Origin of the sequence: Mucilaginibacter jinjuensis, from assembly GCF_028596025.1 — a bacterium.
In the GTDB taxonomy this organism is placed as follows: domain Bacteria; phylum Bacteroidota; class Bacteroidia; order Sphingobacteriales; family Sphingobacteriaceae; genus Mucilaginibacter; species Mucilaginibacter jinjuensis.
Map to the genome: position 1 here is coordinate 3078264 of NZ_CP117167.1, position 16426 is coordinate 3094689.

16 protein-coding genes are annotated in these 16426 nt (G+C 42.1%); 7 read left to right on the top strand and 9 right to left on the bottom strand.

The annotated features are described in order from the left end of the window. The first annotated feature begins 44 nt into the window (after positions 1-44). Positions 45-1070, top strand: a complete 1026-nt coding sequence (locus PQO05_RS13935) for an alpha/beta hydrolase family protein (RefSeq protein ID WP_273633526.1) — start codon at positions 45-47, stop codon at positions 1068-1070. A 157-nt stretch (positions 1071-1227) separates the two neighbouring features. Beyond that, complete coding sequence (locus PQO05_RS13940; protein WP_273627923.1) at positions 1228-1722, top strand: DUF2004 domain-containing protein; 495 nt, start codon at positions 1228-1230, stop codon at positions 1720-1722. Positions 1723-1839: 117 nt separating this feature from the next. On the opposite strand, the gene PQO05_RS13945 is transcribed toward PQO05_RS13940, so the two are convergent. The 3 genes from PQO05_RS13945 to PQO05_RS13955 form a co-directional block, all read right to left on the bottom strand. Further along, the gene (locus tag PQO05_RS13945) at positions 1840-2814 is read right to left on the bottom strand and encodes a polyprenyl synthetase family protein (protein WP_273627924.1); all 975 of its coding nucleotides are present in this window, start codon (positions 2812-2814) and stop codon (positions 1840-1842) included. A 13-nt stretch (positions 2815-2827) separates the two neighbouring features. Further along, the gene (rnr, locus tag PQO05_RS13950) at positions 2828-4966 is read right to left on the bottom strand and encodes a ribonuclease R (protein WP_273627925.1); all 2139 of its coding nucleotides are present in this window, start codon (positions 4964-4966) and stop codon (positions 2828-2830) included. A gap of 107 nt (positions 4967-5073) precedes the next feature. Beyond that, on the bottom strand, positions 5074-5772 hold the full coding sequence (locus tag PQO05_RS13955) for a 3'-5' exonuclease (protein WP_273627926.1): 699 nt from the start codon (positions 5770-5772) through the stop codon (positions 5074-5076). Positions 5773-5958: 186 nt separating this feature from the next. Here PQO05_RS13955 and PQO05_RS13960 point away from each other — a divergent pair, with 186 nt between their 5' ends. Further along, entirely contained in the window at positions 5959-6684 is a 726-nt protein-coding gene (locus PQO05_RS13960) for a glycosyltransferase family 2 protein (protein ID WP_273627927.1), read from the top strand. An 8-nt stretch (positions 6685-6692) separates the two neighbouring features. On the opposite strand, the gene PQO05_RS13965 is transcribed toward PQO05_RS13960, so the two are convergent. Genes PQO05_RS13965 through PQO05_RS13975 form a run of 3 tightly spaced genes read right to left on the bottom strand, consistent with a single transcriptional unit; the run spans position 6693 to position 8181 of the window. Beyond that, positions 6693-7013 carry an antibiotic biosynthesis monooxygenase family protein gene (locus PQO05_RS13965; protein WP_273627928.1) on the bottom strand — a complete coding sequence of 107 codons (321 nt, stop codon included), beginning with the start codon at positions 7011-7013 and terminating at the stop codon, positions 6693-6695. 48 nt (positions 7014-7061) lie between these two features. Then, positions 7062-7706: an NAD(P)-dependent oxidoreductase gene (locus PQO05_RS13970; RefSeq protein WP_273627929.1), complete on the bottom strand. Its 645-nt coding sequence runs from the start codon at positions 7704-7706 to the stop codon at positions 7062-7064. 1 nt (position 7707) lies between these two features. Continuing rightward, positions 7708-8181, bottom strand: a complete 474-nt coding sequence (locus PQO05_RS13975) for a hypothetical protein (RefSeq protein WP_273627930.1) — start codon at positions 8179-8181, stop codon at positions 7708-7710. Between the two features lie 97 nt (positions 8182-8278). On the opposite strand from PQO05_RS13975, the gene PQO05_RS13980 reads away from it, so the two are divergent. Next, positions 8279-8911, top strand: coding sequence for a MarR family winged helix-turn-helix transcriptional regulator (locus PQO05_RS13980; protein WP_273627931.1), 633 nt, complete (start codon positions 8279-8281; stop codon positions 8909-8911). Positions 8912-8996: 85 nt separating this feature from the next. Here PQO05_RS13980 and PQO05_RS13985 read toward each other — a convergent pair whose 3' ends face one another. The 3 genes from PQO05_RS13985 to mnmA form a co-directional block, all read right to left on the bottom strand. Then, on the bottom strand, positions 8997-9401 hold the full coding sequence (locus PQO05_RS13985; RefSeq protein WP_273627932.1) for a hypothetical protein: 405 nt from the start codon (positions 9399-9401) through the stop codon (positions 8997-8999). A gap of 147 nt (positions 9402-9548) precedes the next feature. Beyond that, positions 9549-11876, bottom strand: a complete 2328-nt coding sequence (topA, locus tag PQO05_RS13990) for a type I DNA topoisomerase (protein WP_273627933.1) — start codon at positions 11874-11876, stop codon at positions 9549-9551. Positions 11877-12008: 132 nt separating this feature from the next. Next, on the bottom strand, positions 12009-13097 hold the full coding sequence (mnmA, locus tag PQO05_RS13995) for a tRNA 2-thiouridine(34) synthase MnmA (protein ID WP_273627934.1): 1089 nt from the start codon (positions 13095-13097) through the stop codon (positions 12009-12011). Positions 13098-13686: 589 nt separating this feature from the next. Between mnmA and PQO05_RS14000 the strand changes: the two genes are divergently transcribed. Genes PQO05_RS14000 through PQO05_RS14010 form a run of 3 tightly spaced genes read left to right on the top strand, consistent with a single transcriptional unit; the run spans position 13687 to position 16345 of the window. Further along, positions 13687-14151 carry a RidA family protein gene (locus PQO05_RS14000; RefSeq protein WP_273627935.1) on the top strand — a complete coding sequence of 155 codons (465 nt, stop codon included), beginning with the start codon at positions 13687-13689 and terminating at the stop codon, positions 14149-14151. After that, a complete protein-coding gene (locus tag PQO05_RS14005) occupies positions 14151-15275 on the top strand; it encodes a D-TA family PLP-dependent enzyme (RefSeq protein WP_273627936.1) in 1125 nt (374 codons plus the stop codon). The genes PQO05_RS14000 and PQO05_RS14005 overlap by 1 nt, the downstream gene beginning before the upstream one ends. Next, positions 15275-16345 (top strand): dipeptidase, encoded by a 1071-nt coding sequence (locus PQO05_RS14010; protein ID WP_273627937.1) that lies wholly within the window; start codon positions 15275-15277, stop codon positions 16343-16345. Before PQO05_RS14005 ends, PQO05_RS14010 begins: the two co-directional genes overlap by 1 nt. The last annotated feature ends 81 nt before the right edge of the window (positions 16346-16426 follow it).

Consider the following 16426-nt stretch of genomic DNA (forward strand, 5'->3'; position numbering starts at 1 on the left):
AACGATAGTAAATGCCTTGATTTGCTTTATCAAAATATAGATCAATGCTTAAAAGAATCATCTTTATAGTTTCACTATTATGTCCATTATGGGTAGCGGCTCAGCATATTGCCATTGGCAGGCGTACACTTAATCTCAACGATGCAACACGTAACCGGCCTGTTGTTACTGAAGTATGGTATCCAACTAACGATACTTATAAGGCTTCTGATAGTTCTTATGCTTATCCATTCGTACATATCCCGTTTATTCGTGATGCGCATTTAAAACCGCAAAAGCAGCCATTAATAATGATCTCTCATGGTACAGGCGGTGGCCGTGTTACTTTAGAGTGGCTGGCCGATGCACTGGTAGAAAAAGGCTTTATTGTAGCCGCTGTAGACCATTTTGGTAATACTTATGACAATAAGATAGCCATTGATTTTGTAACACCCTGGGAGCGTGCATTGGATATTAGTTTTGCCATCACACAACTGTTAAATGATAAAGATTTCGGGCCTGTAATTGATCCTAATCGTATTGGTGCTGCAGGTTTCTCTATCGGGGGCTTTACGGTAATAGCACTGGCCGGTGGTAAAATTGATTTGGACGCGTTTGAAAAATTTAGCCATACACCCGAAGGTATTAAAGAAACAACCGTCCCCGAGTTCCCTAATTTGATGAGTGTTGTTAAGGTAGATGAGATCAAAGCCTTATATAAGAAGAGCCCCGATGTAATGGATAAGCGGATCAAGGCATTCTTTGCCATTTCCCCGGCAATGGGACAGGGCTTTGTAAACGAAAACCAGGTGAGCCGGATTAACAAACCTGTTTACCTGGTAAGCGCACAAAGCGATAGTATAGCGCCAGTTAAAACCAATGCTGCACATTTCAATCAACTTATAAAAGGTTCAAAACTCTATGTAGTTCCAGGTAAAGCAGGGCATTACGTTTTCCTGAATGAAGGTGTTGGCGATTTTAAGAAAAATGGCGGCATGATTATGAATGATGACCCATCTGTGGATAGACATGCAGTGCATAAGCAGGTAGGGGATTTGGCAGCAGAGTTTTTTGTGGATAATTTGAAATAGGGAGTTATTGGTCATTATAAAACGATTTATTCTACCACTCATTTCCATGATTATAATTATAAGCTAATACTAAGTGGTGAAAGGGAATTATTAAAAAAAATTGTGTTCGATTATCTTGAAAATTGATAAGTTTAAGCCAATCAAACTTTAACACAAAATGATCGTCAATCTCCCATTTTTTAATGAAATAGATTCTGATTCTTTAACAGATTATTACGAAGTCGACATTGATTTCGAGCAGAGAAGTATTGAATTAGATATAAACTTCAATGAAGAAAGTATTGAACCAGCAAAGCTTCTTATTTTAAAAAGCTATTTAGATGATTTGCCTGGAATTATTAATGTTGCCCAAACAGAAATTGATAATGATTTTAAGAATGGTGAGGATGTGAAGGAATTTTTAGATTTTCACACTGAAGAACTTGATAAGGATGAGTTGGAAAATCTTTTGAAAGATGCAGACAAAAATCTGTCAGTTGAGCAGCAAATACTTTCTGTATTAAAATTGAGAAGAATAGGTTTTTATCCCGATGAAGAGGATGAACTTTTCGCTGTTTTAGATTTTATTATTGATGAAGATATATCTCAGTATATTTTAGTTGTTAAAATGAATAGTGATAAAGCTGTTGATCATATTACAATGGAAAGTTAAGGAATTACGTGATACGGAATCTGATTAAAATATACTGTAAACGAATAAAAGCCCCTTTATTTACTTAAAGAGGCTTTTATTTTTTCATGCGGAAGAGAGGACTCGAACTCTCAGAGACTAATTCTCCCTACTCAACAACCCATCCGCAAATTCCTTCAAATACTGCTTCCTTTCCGCAGGTAAATTAATAGCTTCTAATGCACTAAAAGATGTATCTGCATAAGCCTGCATGGCTTTAAATGCATTCTCTTTAATCTGTAGCTTGTTGTATATGGCTGTTACTGCTGCAACCTTCTCTGGGGCGTTAAACTCTTTGAGGGATAGCCAGTGGTTCAACTCAGTTAAAGTGTCAGCATCCGCTGTTTCGAGCGCTTTAATTAGCAGGTAGGTTTTTTTGTTGGCCATAATATCGCCGCCTACTTGTTTGCCGAATTTTTCGGGATCGCCGTAAACGTCTAAAATATCATCTTGTAATTGGAAGGCAATACCTAATTGCTCGCCAAAGGTATAAAGCAGGTCAGCATCTTTTTCATTAGCACCGCCAATTAGCGCTCCAATTTCTAAAGCACCACCCAAAACTACAGCCGTTTTCAGACGGATCATTTCCAGGTAAGCTTCAATCTGCACGTTGCTTTGCTCTTCAAACTGCATGTCAATCTGCTGACCTTCGCACACGGCTGTAGCCGTTTTATTGAAAATCTCGAGTACCGGGCGCAGAATACTGTTATCAACCTGCATCATCAGCTTATAGCCTTCTACCAGCATAGCATCGCCTGATAGGATACCCACATTCTGGTTCCATTTCTGATGCACGGTTTCGCGGCCTCGACGCAATGGTGCATTATCCATGATGTCATCGTGCATCAGCGTAAAGTTATGGAACACTTCGATAGCCAATGCAGGAGAAATTGCATCTTGTATATCGCCGCCAAATAAATCACAAGCCATGAGTACCAGGGCGGGGCGGAGGCGTTTGCCGCCTATGGATAAAATGTAAGTTATCGGCTCGTATAAATCTGCAGGGTGTGCAGGGTATGTTAGTTTTTTGACTGCCTCGTCGATAATGACCTGCAGATCTTTTAATGTAGTCATATAATATTAAAGCCTAATCAATCACCAAAGAAAAATCAATCTGTTTCTTAGTCAGATCCACATGTTTAACCTTGATGCGTACCTCATCGCCCAGCTGATAAACCTTCTTTTTACGCTGGCCAATGATGGCGTAGTTTTTCTCGTCTAAAGTGTAAAAGTCATCAGAAATATCGCGCAGGCGAATCATGCCCTCACATTTATTCTCGATAATCTCTACATACATTCCCCACTCGGTAACGCCGGAAATTACACCGTTAAATATAGTACCCACCTGTTCGGTCAAGTATTCGGCCTGTTTGTATTTAACTGATGAACGCTCTGCATCTGCCGCTTTTTTCTCCATTTCAGAACTATGCTGGCACAGCTTCTCGTAATGCTCTGCATTGGCCGATTGCCCGCCATTTAAATAATGGAACAATAACCGATGCACCATTACATCAGGATAACGGCGGATAGGGGATGTAAAGTGTGTATAATGATCGAAAGCCAAACCGTAATGGCTCGATGTTTTGGTAGTATAAATGGCCTTAGCCATAGAGCGGATAGCCAGATGTGTTAACACGTTCTGTTCTTTTTTACCCTCTACATCATTCATCAGATAGTTGAGTGATTTGGCGGTTTCTTTATCAGAGCGCAGGCTGATCTTATAACCAAACCTTGCCGCAAATGTAGCGAATGAGGCCAGTGCATCAGGCTTAGGTGTATCGTGCGCACGGTATACAAAGGTGTATTTGTGTTTGCCTTTGCCCATTTTGCTTACGTACTCGGCAACCTTACGGTTAGCCAGTAGCATAAAGTCTTCAATGAGCTTGTGGGCGTCTTTGCGCTCTTTTACATAAACGCCGATAGGTTTACCACGTCCATCCAGCTTAAACTTAACCTCGGTAGTTTCGAAACTGATGGCACCGTTTTTAAACTTACGATCGCGGAGGATGTATGCCAGTTCATTCAGTTTTAATATCTCGGTAGTATAGTCACCTTCTTTGGTTTCAATAACTTCCTGAACCTCTTCGTATGTAAAACGGCGGTTAGAGTGGATGATCGTTTTGCCATACCATTCCGTAAGGATGTTTGCCTTCTCATCCAGTTCAAAAACTGCTGCAAAGCATAATTTATCTTCATGCGGGCGTAGAGAACATAGTCCGTTCGACAAACGCTCAGGCAGCATCGGTATCACACGATCAACCAGGTAAACAGAAGTACCGCGGTCAAAAGCTTCTTTATCTAATGCCGAATCGGGGATGATATAATGCGCAACATCGGCAATATGCACACCAACTTCGTAGTTACCGTTTTCCAGAATCTTGAATGATATAGCATCATCAAAATCCTTCGCATCAAACGGGTCGATGGTAAAAGTTAAAGTATCCCTGAAATCACGGCGACGGCCAATCTCTTCTTTCGAAATTACATCCGATATAGCTTCCGCTTCTTCTTCAACCTCTTTAGGGAACGATAAAGGGAAACCATACTCAGCGAGGATGGCGTTCATCTCGGTATCATTCTCGCCCTGGGCACCCAGAACCTGTTTAATACGGCCCATCGGGTTTTTAGCATCGGCAGGCCAATCGGTTATTTCGGCTATGGCTTTGATGCCGTTTTTGGCACCGTTCAATTCATTCAGCGGAATGAAAATATCGTGCAACATCTTGCGGTCGTCGGGAATAAAAAAGGCGTACCGTTCTGATAGTTTAACGATACCGGTAAACTCAGTTTTAAAGCGTTTAACAATTTCAATAACCTCGCCCTCTTTACGGCGGCCTTTGCTTTTGGCGTAAACGTAAATTTTAACACGGTCGCCATTCAAGGCATTGCGTAATTTACGTGGAGCGATGAAAATGTCGCTTTCACCTTCTTCGTCGGTAATGATAAAGGCAGATCCATCGGCGGTCATATCAACCTTGCCTTCAACAAAAGTCTTTAATTCAAGGAGTTGAAATTTGCCGGGAGCGGTTTCTTTCATCACACTTTTAAAAACCTCGTCCTTTAAAATTTCAAGGATAATGCCGCGCGAATCGGGGTCATTAACATTTATTGCTGCCGAAACCTGCTTATAATTAAGCGGCACATTGCCGTTTTTCTCAAAAACATCAAGCACCAATTGGGTTAGTACCTGCTTAACAGAATTATTACTGTTTTTCTTTTTAGACATTGGTGTAATGTATTTGGCTAAGATAGGGAAAGTAGTTCATAGTCGATAGTTCATAGTTAATAGTCTTTAGCTTTCGGGACTCAAAACCCGCAACTCAGAACTCGAGACTAAACATACACGATCAACTCTTCCGGTATCAAATCCTCGCCACGGAAACGTTTTAATAACTGAGCTGTAGCAATTACATCTTTCTGGCAGTAAGCGCAAATACGTTCCAGTTGGTTTTCCACCCAGTACACATGGCCTACCATGCTGCCGTCGATATCATCTTTAGGGGTAGGGATGTCAAATATAGCTGCCAATAAGCTTAATGATGTGTAGTTTTTATAATCACCGCATTTCCAAAGCTCCATGGTATCGAGGTGGTTAATTTCCCAGGGCTTTTTGCCGTTGAGGTTAAGCTGGATAGGTAACCGCACACCATTAACCAGCATGCGGCGGCAAATGTAGGGAAAATCGAATTCTTTGGCATTATGACCGCATAGCACCAAGGCAGGATTACGCCCGTTAAGCATGGCGGCAAATTCTTCGAGCAGCTCTTTTTCGTTATGGGATGAGAATGATTTTACCCTGAAACCATTGTTACTGGTATACATACCGACCGAAATGCAAATGATTTTGCCAAACTCGGCCCAGATGCCTGCATTGGTATAAAAATCTTCGGGTGTTTCGTCTTTACGCTTAAATTCTGTTTTGGCTGCCCATAATTTCTGCATCAGTTCTGGCAATTGGTCGTGACTGCTATATTGCGGAACAGTCTCAATATCAAGTACCATTATGTTATGCAGATCGTAGTTTTCGAGCATGGGTATTTTGTAGATTATATACCGCCAAATTAGTGATTTTTAATTTGAATAAAGGTCGGGCACGATGCTTGTTGTGCCTTTAAAAACCGTATTGCCTGTGTTTGGGATAATTTTTATATTTTAACACCCGTATTATTGCGTAAAAACGATAATTAAACAAATAGGGCTGCACATCAACACATATCTATGAAAATAAACAAGTTATCAATTGTAATTCCTGCTTATAATGAGAGTAGAACCATCCACTTAATTTTAGATAAAATTAAAGCAGTTAAATTAATTGATGATATTGAGAAAGAAGTGATCATTGTTAACGACTGCTCTAAAGACGATACAGAAGGTGCTATCAATAACTATTACCAGCAAAACCCTGATCTTAATATCCAATACTACAAGCACGAGGTTAATAAAGGCAAAGGGGCTGCGCTGCACACAGGCATAGCCCATGCCACAGGCGACTATACCATAATCCAGGATGCCGATTTAGAATATGACCCGCACGAATATAATGATCTGTTGAAACCCATTTGCAATGGTTTTGCCGATGTGGTTTATGGGTCAAGGTTTATGGGGAGCAACCCGCACCGTATCTTGTTTTTCTGGCACACCATTGGTAACCGCTGGTTAACATTTGCCTCCAACATGTTCTCTAACATGAACCTTACGGATATGGAAACCTGCTATAAATTGTTCGATACCAAATTGATCCAATCTATTAAGTTGACCGAGCAACGTTTCGGTTTCGAACCGGAAGTTACGATCAAGCTTTCACGGGTACCTAACCTGCGTTTGTATGAGGTTGGTATCTCTTACTATGGCCGTACTTATGACGAAGGCAAAAAGATAGGGTGGAAGGATGGCGTACGTGCTATTTACTGTATTTTAAAATACGGGCTCTTTAAAGCTAAGTAAGTTGCGGGTTATTTATTAGTATCGAGCCTGTTGTATTGCCCCCGGTCCATTTTAATATTGAGGCGCTCTAACATGGCCGGTAAATTAAACCCCTGTTTCTGATACTCTGCCTGCACTAATGCTTTGGCGTTGCTGAGTGCATTTTCAGAGGCCCAAACAGCAATTGTAATGCAAATAAAGTTGCCATCTGCATCTGTACGCTCGTAAGCATCATCTGTAATAAAGCCCGGTTGGCTTTTTATAAAGTCGCGATTAATCTGCATACGTTCAGTAAACTCCGCTTTGGCGCTTTGAGGCACAATAAAGCGATCGATAAATATTTGTTCCATTGTTTTGATTAATTTAAATGTGTTTTCGAATATTTTAACCTGGCATAATCAGTAAGCTATTTCAACTGTAGCCTGCTTTATCTCTTCATTAGTGAGGTTATCGATCATAAAGTGGGCTACATCTGCCCGGGATATTTTGAGGCAATTTTTCAGGAACCGATTTATGGCTACGCGATAATTCCCGGTCAATGGCCCATCTGTTAATTGTGGTGGCCTCATTATTGTCCATTCAACATTACTCTTTTTTACAGTGCTTTCCATAATGCGCTGGTCTGCATACATGTATTTAAGTAACTTTTGGACAATGTATTTTGCCGCAAACCGGGCATACCAGGGTATCACCGGGCTTATTTCCAACGCCGAAGCCGAGATACAGTAAATTCGCTTCACATGATACTGCTCCATCGCCATTAATAAATTGGCGTTGCCCTGCGAGTAAAGGGTAGTAGGTTTGTCGTTAAACATCCCGCTGTTTACACCCAAGGCTGATACTACTACATCCTGGTTTTCCATTTCGGGTACAAAAGTTTCCAGTCTCATAATATCACCTGTAACAATATGGAGGTTGGGATGCACCAGTGGTAGCTTTGCCGGGTTACGTACCAGTGCGGTTACATGATGGCCGGCTTGTAAAGCCTGCTCTAAAGCGTGGCGGCCAATACCGCCATTGGCTCCTGCAATAAAAATGTTCATGTTAATTGAATTTAAAAGCACTTAAAAAAATAATGAGCACAAAAAGAAGCAGCTGAAGCAGGTGGAATGTGTTGAGGCGGCTTTTAATAAGGCTTACCTCGCCGGTAAACATTAGTCCGCTAATCTGCAACAGTTTACGGAGTTTGTTGCCCTGTCTCCGGCCAATTAACAGGCCATTGAGTATCAGCACAACAACTAACCCAAACTTAATGCGGAACCACAGTTGTTCGCCAAAAACGCCATGTGTTAAAGCCATCACACCGATACCGCTTAAAATGAGCAGGGCTGCACCAATACCGGTTATCCGGGGCAGCTTGGCTATTACATTTAATAAAGCTTCAGGTCGCTCACTTCGTTCAAAAGATTTCCAGAGTGAGGTGTAGGCCATGTAATCTACCAGGGTTGTGCCGGCCATGAGTACTAATGCTGTTAAATGCAGCATCAGAAATGTGGGAAAAAGGTAAGGGATTTGCATAATTAAAACCATTTGGTGATAAATAATAAACAATATTATACCATTTGGTAGTATATATCAAATATAATTTGTCATTTTTTTATAATTTTACCACCAAATGGTAGTAAATAAAACAATAGAGCTTGTAAACCTTTGGGGAGCTTATGAAGCACAACATCCCGGTGCAAGTATTGAAGATTTTTGCCGGCACCAGTTGGCGCAAGGTGTAAAGCACGAAAACTATGGCACACCTAAAGGTGACTTAAAACCCGATCTTAACGGGCAGTTAGTAATCCTGCTGCGCAGAATTGGGAAATTCCATATTGCCTATTCAAATAAAGCGCTCGAAGGCACAGGGCTCGACCAGATGGAAGAATTTGGGATACTGGTAACGATCTATAATCAAAAGAACCCGATTAAGTCAGAAGCGATCTATAATAACATTATGGAGCTATCAAGCGGCAGCAATATGCTGATCAGGATGAAGAAGCGGGATTTGGTAAGCGAATATGATGACGAGCAGGATAAACGCGTTAAACGGCTCAAGCTAACAGAAAAGGGAGAAGCCACTTTGCTAAAGGCCAAAGACATTGTGCTTAAAGTAGCCCACATGATGGTTAATGATTTAAGCGATGAGGATAAGCGCTTATGCATTCAGCTCCTTACACCGATAGACCGGCGCTTCTCCGGCCTCTTCCAAAAGCAACGAAACAAACCTTTTGAAGAAATTTATGAAAGCAATATTAAGTAAGTAGTTATCGGTTATCAGTTGTCGGTAGAAAAGTCTACCTCGTGCAAAGCCCTGACAACAGACAACTGATAACCGACAACTGAACTTATCGTATCATCACTCCAGGCTTATTTAAAACCGGCAGGCGGATAAAGTTTGATTCTACAATGCTTTCGGGCAGGAAGATGAATTTTTTATCGAAGATCTCTTTGCCGATGTAGTAGCTTAACCAGTACTCATTATTAAGGCCGAAGGTAGCTTCGTCAATAGGTTCTATCAGGGCAAAAGCTCCGGGTTCAATAGTAGGGATCATGTGGCGCAGTACAGAGGTTTTTACGTGTTCGCCATTTTTTTCACCATAGCCTTTTGAGGTAATCAATACATTTTCAATCTGCACATCCTTCAAGTTGATCACGTATACGTACCAGATCTTACTTTCTACAGATTCTTTTTCCAATGCCACGGCAATGGCTATATCTTCTACGTTGTTATCAGGCAAGTCTTTTTTCATAGATGTACGGCTGCGCCGTTTATTAGTTTTATACTACCCGATATTTGAGTTGTAACATCAATTATCGGGGCTATTAAATTAAAAATCGCCATTGCGGTTTAAAGCAATGACGACTTAGGTTTTTATAAGACAACCGTCCGGTATGCTTTATTTTTTCTTCGCAAATTTCTTGGCGCCTGCTTTTTTAGGCTCTTTTTCCATCGCATCGGCAAGTGCTTTACACTCATCATAAGTAAGTTCAAGCGGCTCTTTGCCTTTGGGTATCTTAACGTTTAATTTGCCAAATTCGATATAAGGCCCCCAGCGTCCATTCAAAATTTTCATATCCGGGTTCTCGTCAAACGTCTTCATTAGCTTTTCAGCATCTTTTTTACGTTTTTCTAAGATGATCTCAATAGCTTGGTCCTCGCTAACCTCTAACGGATCAATTCCTTTTGGTAACGAATAGAAAGCGCTATTGTGACGAATATAAGGGCCAAACTTACCGATGGCAACCGTCATATCTTTATCTTCAAAAACACCGGCTTTTTTAGGAAGTTTGAAGAGTTCAAGCGCTTCTTCCAGACTGATGGTTTCGATCATTTGACCAGCACGGAGGCTGGCATAAACTTTATCCTCATCATCGCTTTCGCCAATCTGCACAAACGGGCCGTAGCGGCCAATGCGTACCGACATTTTTTTGCCCGACACCGGGTGTACACCCAGTTCGCGTTCGCCACTTGCACGATCAGCATTTAATATAGTCGATTCTACCTCCTTATGAAAAGGATCATAGAACTTACGGATCATTTTAGTCCACTCTTCCAATCCCTGGGCAATATCGTCAAATTGCTTTTCAACATTCGCGGTAAAGTGGAAATCAACAATACCGTTAAAGTGCTGTACCAGAAAGTCGTTCACCACGGCGCCAATATCAGTAGGGAACATTTTACCTTTTTCTGCACCTGTGGTTTCGGTTTTTTCTACTTGGGTGATAGCGCCGTTTTTCAAAGTTAATACCCTAAAGTTACGTTGCTTACCTTCACGCTCTTCCTTAACCACATAACCGCGGTTTTGGATGGTTGATATAGTAGGGGCATAGGTTGATGGTCGGCCTATGCCTAATTCTTCCAGTTTCTTTACCAAACTTGCTTCTGTATAACGTGCGGGCGGGCGAGAGAAACGCTCAGTAGCAGTCATATCAGTTAATGATAACTGTTGGCCTTTGGTTAAAGGTGGCAGTATGGCGTTGTCACCGTCTTGCTGGTTATCTTCATCCTCATCAACAGACTCCAGGTATACTTTCAGGAAACCATCAAATTTCATTACCTCACCATTAGCAACCAGTTCTTCGGAACGGGTTGAGATACCGATTTTAGCAACGGTACGCTCAAACTGTGCTTCGCTCATTTGTGAAGCTATCGCACGCTTCCAGATTAGCTCGTATAAGCGCTTTTCTGCCGGTTCGCCATCGGTAGTGTGCTCATTAAAATAAGTTGGCCTGATGGCTTCGTGAGCCTCCTGTGCGCTTGCCGATTTAGTTTTATATTTTCTTAACTGATGGTATTGTGCACCATAAGCCGAGTTGATCTCTTGTGCAGCTGCATTTAAAGCAGTATCCGACAGGTTAACCGAGTCGGTACGCATATAGGTGATCTTTCCAGATTCATACAACCTTTGCGCTACAGTCATGGTACGTGATACCGAAAAGCCCAGTTTACGGCTAGCTTCCTGTTGTAGGGTAGAAGTTGTAAACGGCGCAGCAGGTGCACGTTTAGCAGGCTTAGTTTCTAACGAATTGATGTTGAAGATAGCCGCAGCGCAATCCTGTAAGAATTTCTCTGCGTCTTCCTGTTTGTCGAAGCGTTCGCCTAACTCCGCTTTAAAGCTTTCGCGGCCTTTACCAAAGATGGCAACAACACGAAAGGCTGCTTCCGACTGAAATTTATTTACCTCACGTTCGCGGTCAACAATTAATCTAACAGCAACAGATTGTACACGACCGGCAGACAATGATGGTTTAACCTTCTTCCATAATACGGGCGAAAGTTCGAAACCTACCAACCTGTCTAAGACACGGCGGGCTTGTTGGGCATTTACCAGGTTATAGTTAATGGTACGCGGGTTATCGATAGCACGTAAAATGGCAGGTTTGGTGATCTCATGGAAAACGATACGTTTGGTATTGGTTTCTTTCAAACCTAAAGTTTCGTACAAGTGCCACGAGATGGCTTCTCCCTCGCGGTCCTCATCGGATGCGAGCCATACCATTTCGGCCTCCTTAGCAAGTTTCTTTAATTCGCTGACTATTTGTTTTTTATCGGCAGGTATTTCATATTTCTGCTCAAAGTTATGAGCTATATCTATAGCATCTTCAGATTTAACCAGGTCACGGATGTGGCCGTAGCTCGATTTCACAGTGAAATCTTTGCCCAGGTATCCTTCTATGGTTTTGGCTTTTGCCGGTGACTCAACTATCAGTAAATTTTTTGCCATTAATGGTCGATTTTCTGCAAATAAACACAAAGAAAATGAAACACGAATTTTGAGACGTGTTTTTAATGAAATTTTATTGTAAACAGCTGCTTACTGGAATGGTTCCATTCCCCTATAAATGAGACGGATTTTTTACATCAGGAAGCCACCACCCAGCAGGTCGTTGCCTTCGTAAAACACAGCCGACTGGCCCGGTGCAATGCCCGAAACATTGTGTGTAAAGTCAACCTTCATGTGCTCGCCCATTTGTTGTATGGTACTTTGTGCGCCCGAATCTTTGTAGCGTATCTTGGTTACAGCTTCTAAAGGCTCGTTAATGTTTGCATATTTAATCAGGTTAAGGTTCTTAACCCAGGCTTGTTTCTTTTCCAGTTCGTTTTGGGTACCTAATACTACGGTGTTTGTTTTAGCATCAATGCGGGTAACAAACATAGGCTGGCCTAAAGCAATGCCTAAGCCTTTACGTTGCCCAATAGTATAAAAAGGATAGCCCTGATGCTGACCAACTACGGTACCATCTTCTAAAACAAAGTTACCTTTGCCAATGCGTTCGTCCAAATCTTCAACCTTGTGACGAAGAAATGCGCGGTAATCATTATCGGGTACAAAGCAAATTTCGTAGCTCTCGCTTTTATTAGCCAGTTCCAGCTGCCCCATATCCATCGCCATCTGGCGGATCTCTGATTTGGCAAAGCTGCCTAACGGGAATTTAGTACGGGCAAGGTTTTGTTGCGATACGCCCCAAAGTACATAAGACTGATCTTTGTTTTCGTCTTTACCCTTTGATATTACGTAACGGCCATTATCATGCTGGCGGATGTTGGCATAGTGCCCGGTTGCAATAAATTCGCAATCCAGTTTATCAGCACGTTTTAACAAGGCATCCCATTTAATGTGGGTGTTACATAAAACGCATGGGTTAGGGGTGCGGCCTGCCAAATATTCGTCAACAAAGTTATCAATCACAAAATCGCCAAACTCGCTGCGGATATCCAATATATAATGCGGGAAACCATAGCCAACGGCCAGGGCACGGGCGTCATTAATACTATCCAGGCTGCAGCAGCCGGTTTCTTTGCTGCTACCGCCCGATGAGGCGTAATCCCAGGTTTTCATGGTAAGCCCGATAACTTCATAGCCCTGCTCATGCAACATCACCGATGCTACCGAACTATCAACTCCACCACTCATGGCTACTAAAATTCTTCCGTGCTTACTCATAATACAAATACAAAAGTAATGGTTTTTAGGTGGAATGGAACTATGGCAGCGTCAGTGTGAAGTAAAAACCGCATTGGCGTTAAAAACAGGCTTAGGGTGCTTTTTTATAAAAACGGGAAGAAAACCGGAAAAAAGAGGGTGAAAACACCCTTTTTTATAGCGTAATACAATAAAAATTTCACGCAAAGTTAACCGTTTGATTACAATGTTGGTAAGCAAAGTGTTTTTGCGATTTTGATTTATACAAAACAGCGCCAAAAATGTTTAATTAATTACAAAAATGATATTAACTATTGTAGTGTGTTTTACACACCTATATATTTGGTTATAGACCTCTTAATTAAAATGAAAGCTATTGTTTCACTAACTATCGAACAAAAACTGCAGTACATTATACTGGTGACCATTGTTTGTGTTGCCATGGTACATTACTTTGCATAAGTAATTCTTGCGATAAATTACTTAAGGTGTTTTGGGAAACCAGGACGCCTTTTTTTATGCTTATTGTTTTCTATGAATGAAAATGAAATATTTATTGAGATAAGTTTTAATACAAACGTATTATTGTAAAACTTAAAACGAACACCAAATGAATACTCCTGATCAAAATTTTGAAGCGCTTAACTTGCAATTGCCGCCCGCACCATCGCCGCTTGGCGTATATAAACCATGTTTAATTGATGGTAAATATTTATATCTCTCTGGCCACGGTACTGTACAAAACGATGGTACCTTAATTATAGGCCGTGTAGGTGATGCGCTTGATATGGACGAAGCTAAACAAGCCGCCCAGCAGGTTGGCCTGGCTATGCTGGCAACCATCAAAAAAAATATTGGCAGCTTTGATAAAATAAAACGTGTAATTAAAGTATTAGGCATGGTTAATTGCGTGCCCGAGTTTGAGAGCCACCCTTATGTGATTAACGGTTGTAGCGAGCTTTTTGCTAAGGTTTGGGGTAAAGAGAACGGCATCGGCGTGCGCAGTGCTGTAGGTATGGGCTCATTACCCGATAATATCCCGGTTGAAATTGAAGCAATGTTTGAATTAGTATAATGAGCGAAGCATCAGAAGATTGGTACACCATTGATGATATAGATCAGCTGGATTCGCCCGCATTGGTGGTATATCCGGACAATGTGAAATATAACATCGAACTGGCTGTGGGTATGGTGGCTGAGGATGCATCGCGCCTGCGCCCGCACATCAAAACGCATAAGAGCAAAGAGCCTGTATTATTGCAAATGAAAGCCGGCATCAACAAATTTAAATGCGCCACTATAGCCGAAGCTGAAGTATTAGGTATGTGCCAGGCTCCTGATGTGCTATTGGCTTATCAACCGATTGGACCTAAGCTTAAAAGATTGATTAAGCTGATCCAGAAATATCCGGCTACTAAATATGCTTGTTTAATTGATAATATCGCAGCAGCAGAAGCTATTTCTGTTGAAGCATTAGCTAATGGTTTGCAAATTCCGGTTTATATCGATTTAAATGTGGGTATGAACCGTACAGGAATAGCTCCTGATGCCAAAGCTGTTGAACTTTATATAACGGCTAATAATTTGAAAGGCGTAAAACCTGTTGGACTGCATGCCTATGACGGCCATATCCATGAGCCCGAGTTGGATGTAAGGATCATGAAAAGCGAAACCATATTAGCATCGGTATTAAAGCTACAGGCTGATATTGAAAATCAAGGTGTAACCAAACCTTTGATTATCGCAGGGGGATCACCAACCTTTCCGTTTTATGCAGAGAAAGAAGGCTTAGATTGCAGCCCCGGAACGTTTGTTTACTGGGATGCCGGTTATGATGAGGCTTTTACCGAACAGGATTTTATCCCGGCTGTATTGGTAATAACCCGCGTGATCTCTTTGCCTGATGAAACCAAGATCTGTTTAGATCTGGGGCATAAATCAATCGCAGCAGAAAGCCCGTTGGATAAACGGGTAAGGTTTTTGAATGCCCCAGAACTACAACCCATAAGCCAAAGTGAAGAGCATCTGGTGATGGAAGCCGGCAAGGGCCATACCTATAAACCAGGCGATGTACTATATGGCTTGCCATATCATGTTTGCCCAACTGTGGCTGCTTACGAGCGCGTAATTACTATTGAAGATAATAACATAACTGGCGAGTGGCTAAACCTGGCCCGCGACCGCAAAATAACCATCTGATGTTTGTTGTAGATGCCCACCTCGACCTGAGTATGAATGCCCTGGAATGGAACCGTGATTTGCGGCAACCCGTTTCGGCCATTAATGAACGCGAACATGGTTTGACTGATAAACCTGACCGTGCTAAAGCAACGGTATCATTACCCGAATTGCGTAAAGGTAATATTGGATTGGTGGTGGCTACGCAAATTGCACGTTTTGCAGCTCCGGATAATCATTTGCCCGGCTGGCATTCGCCACAACAAGCCTGGGCGCAAACGCAAGGGCAACTGGCCTGGTATAAAACCATGGAAGCCTGCAGCGAAATGGTGCAGGTTAATGATCTGGAAACGTTGGAAGACCATATCATGCTATGGAACGATGGTCAACCGAATGATAAAAAGCCTGTAGGTTATATTTTGAGTTTGGAGGGAGCTGATTCGATAGTTGATATAAGTTACCTCGAAACCGCTTACCGATCAGGCTTGCGAGCTGTTGGCCCTGCACACTATGGCCCGGGTAGGTATGCACAAGGTACAGATGCCACAGGTTTTATGGGCGAAACCGGGCATGCTTTGCTTAGAGAAATGGAGCGCCTGAACATCATCCTCGATGCCACCCATTTATGTGATGATAGTTTTTGGGAAGCTTTGGATCATTTTAACGGCCACGTTTGGGCCAGCCATAATAACTGCCGTGCATTGGTGAACCATAACCGCCAGTACAGTGATGAGCAAATTAAAGCCCTGATAGATCGCGGTGCGGTTATAGGAGCCGCCCTTGATGCCTGGATGATGGTGCCCAACTGGGTTAGGGGCGAATCAACTCCGGTTGGTATGAACTGTAATCTTGAAGTTGCTGTTAACCATATCGACCATATCTGCCAGATAGCCGGCAATGCCCTGCATATTGGTATGGGCACAGATTTAGACGGTGCCTTCGGCCGCGAACAATGTCCTTACGATCTGGAAACGATTAGCGACTTACAGAAGTTTATCGGCTTATTTGAAAAACGCGGCTATACCCAGGCTGATATTGAAAACATGATGCATGGCAATTGGTTGCGGTTTTTGAGGAAAGCCTGGGGGTAGAACTATCTTTTAAAACGGCCTGTCATGCTGAGGCACTCGAAGCATGGTGTAGAGGCCAACCCTTATGCTTCGAGTGCCTCA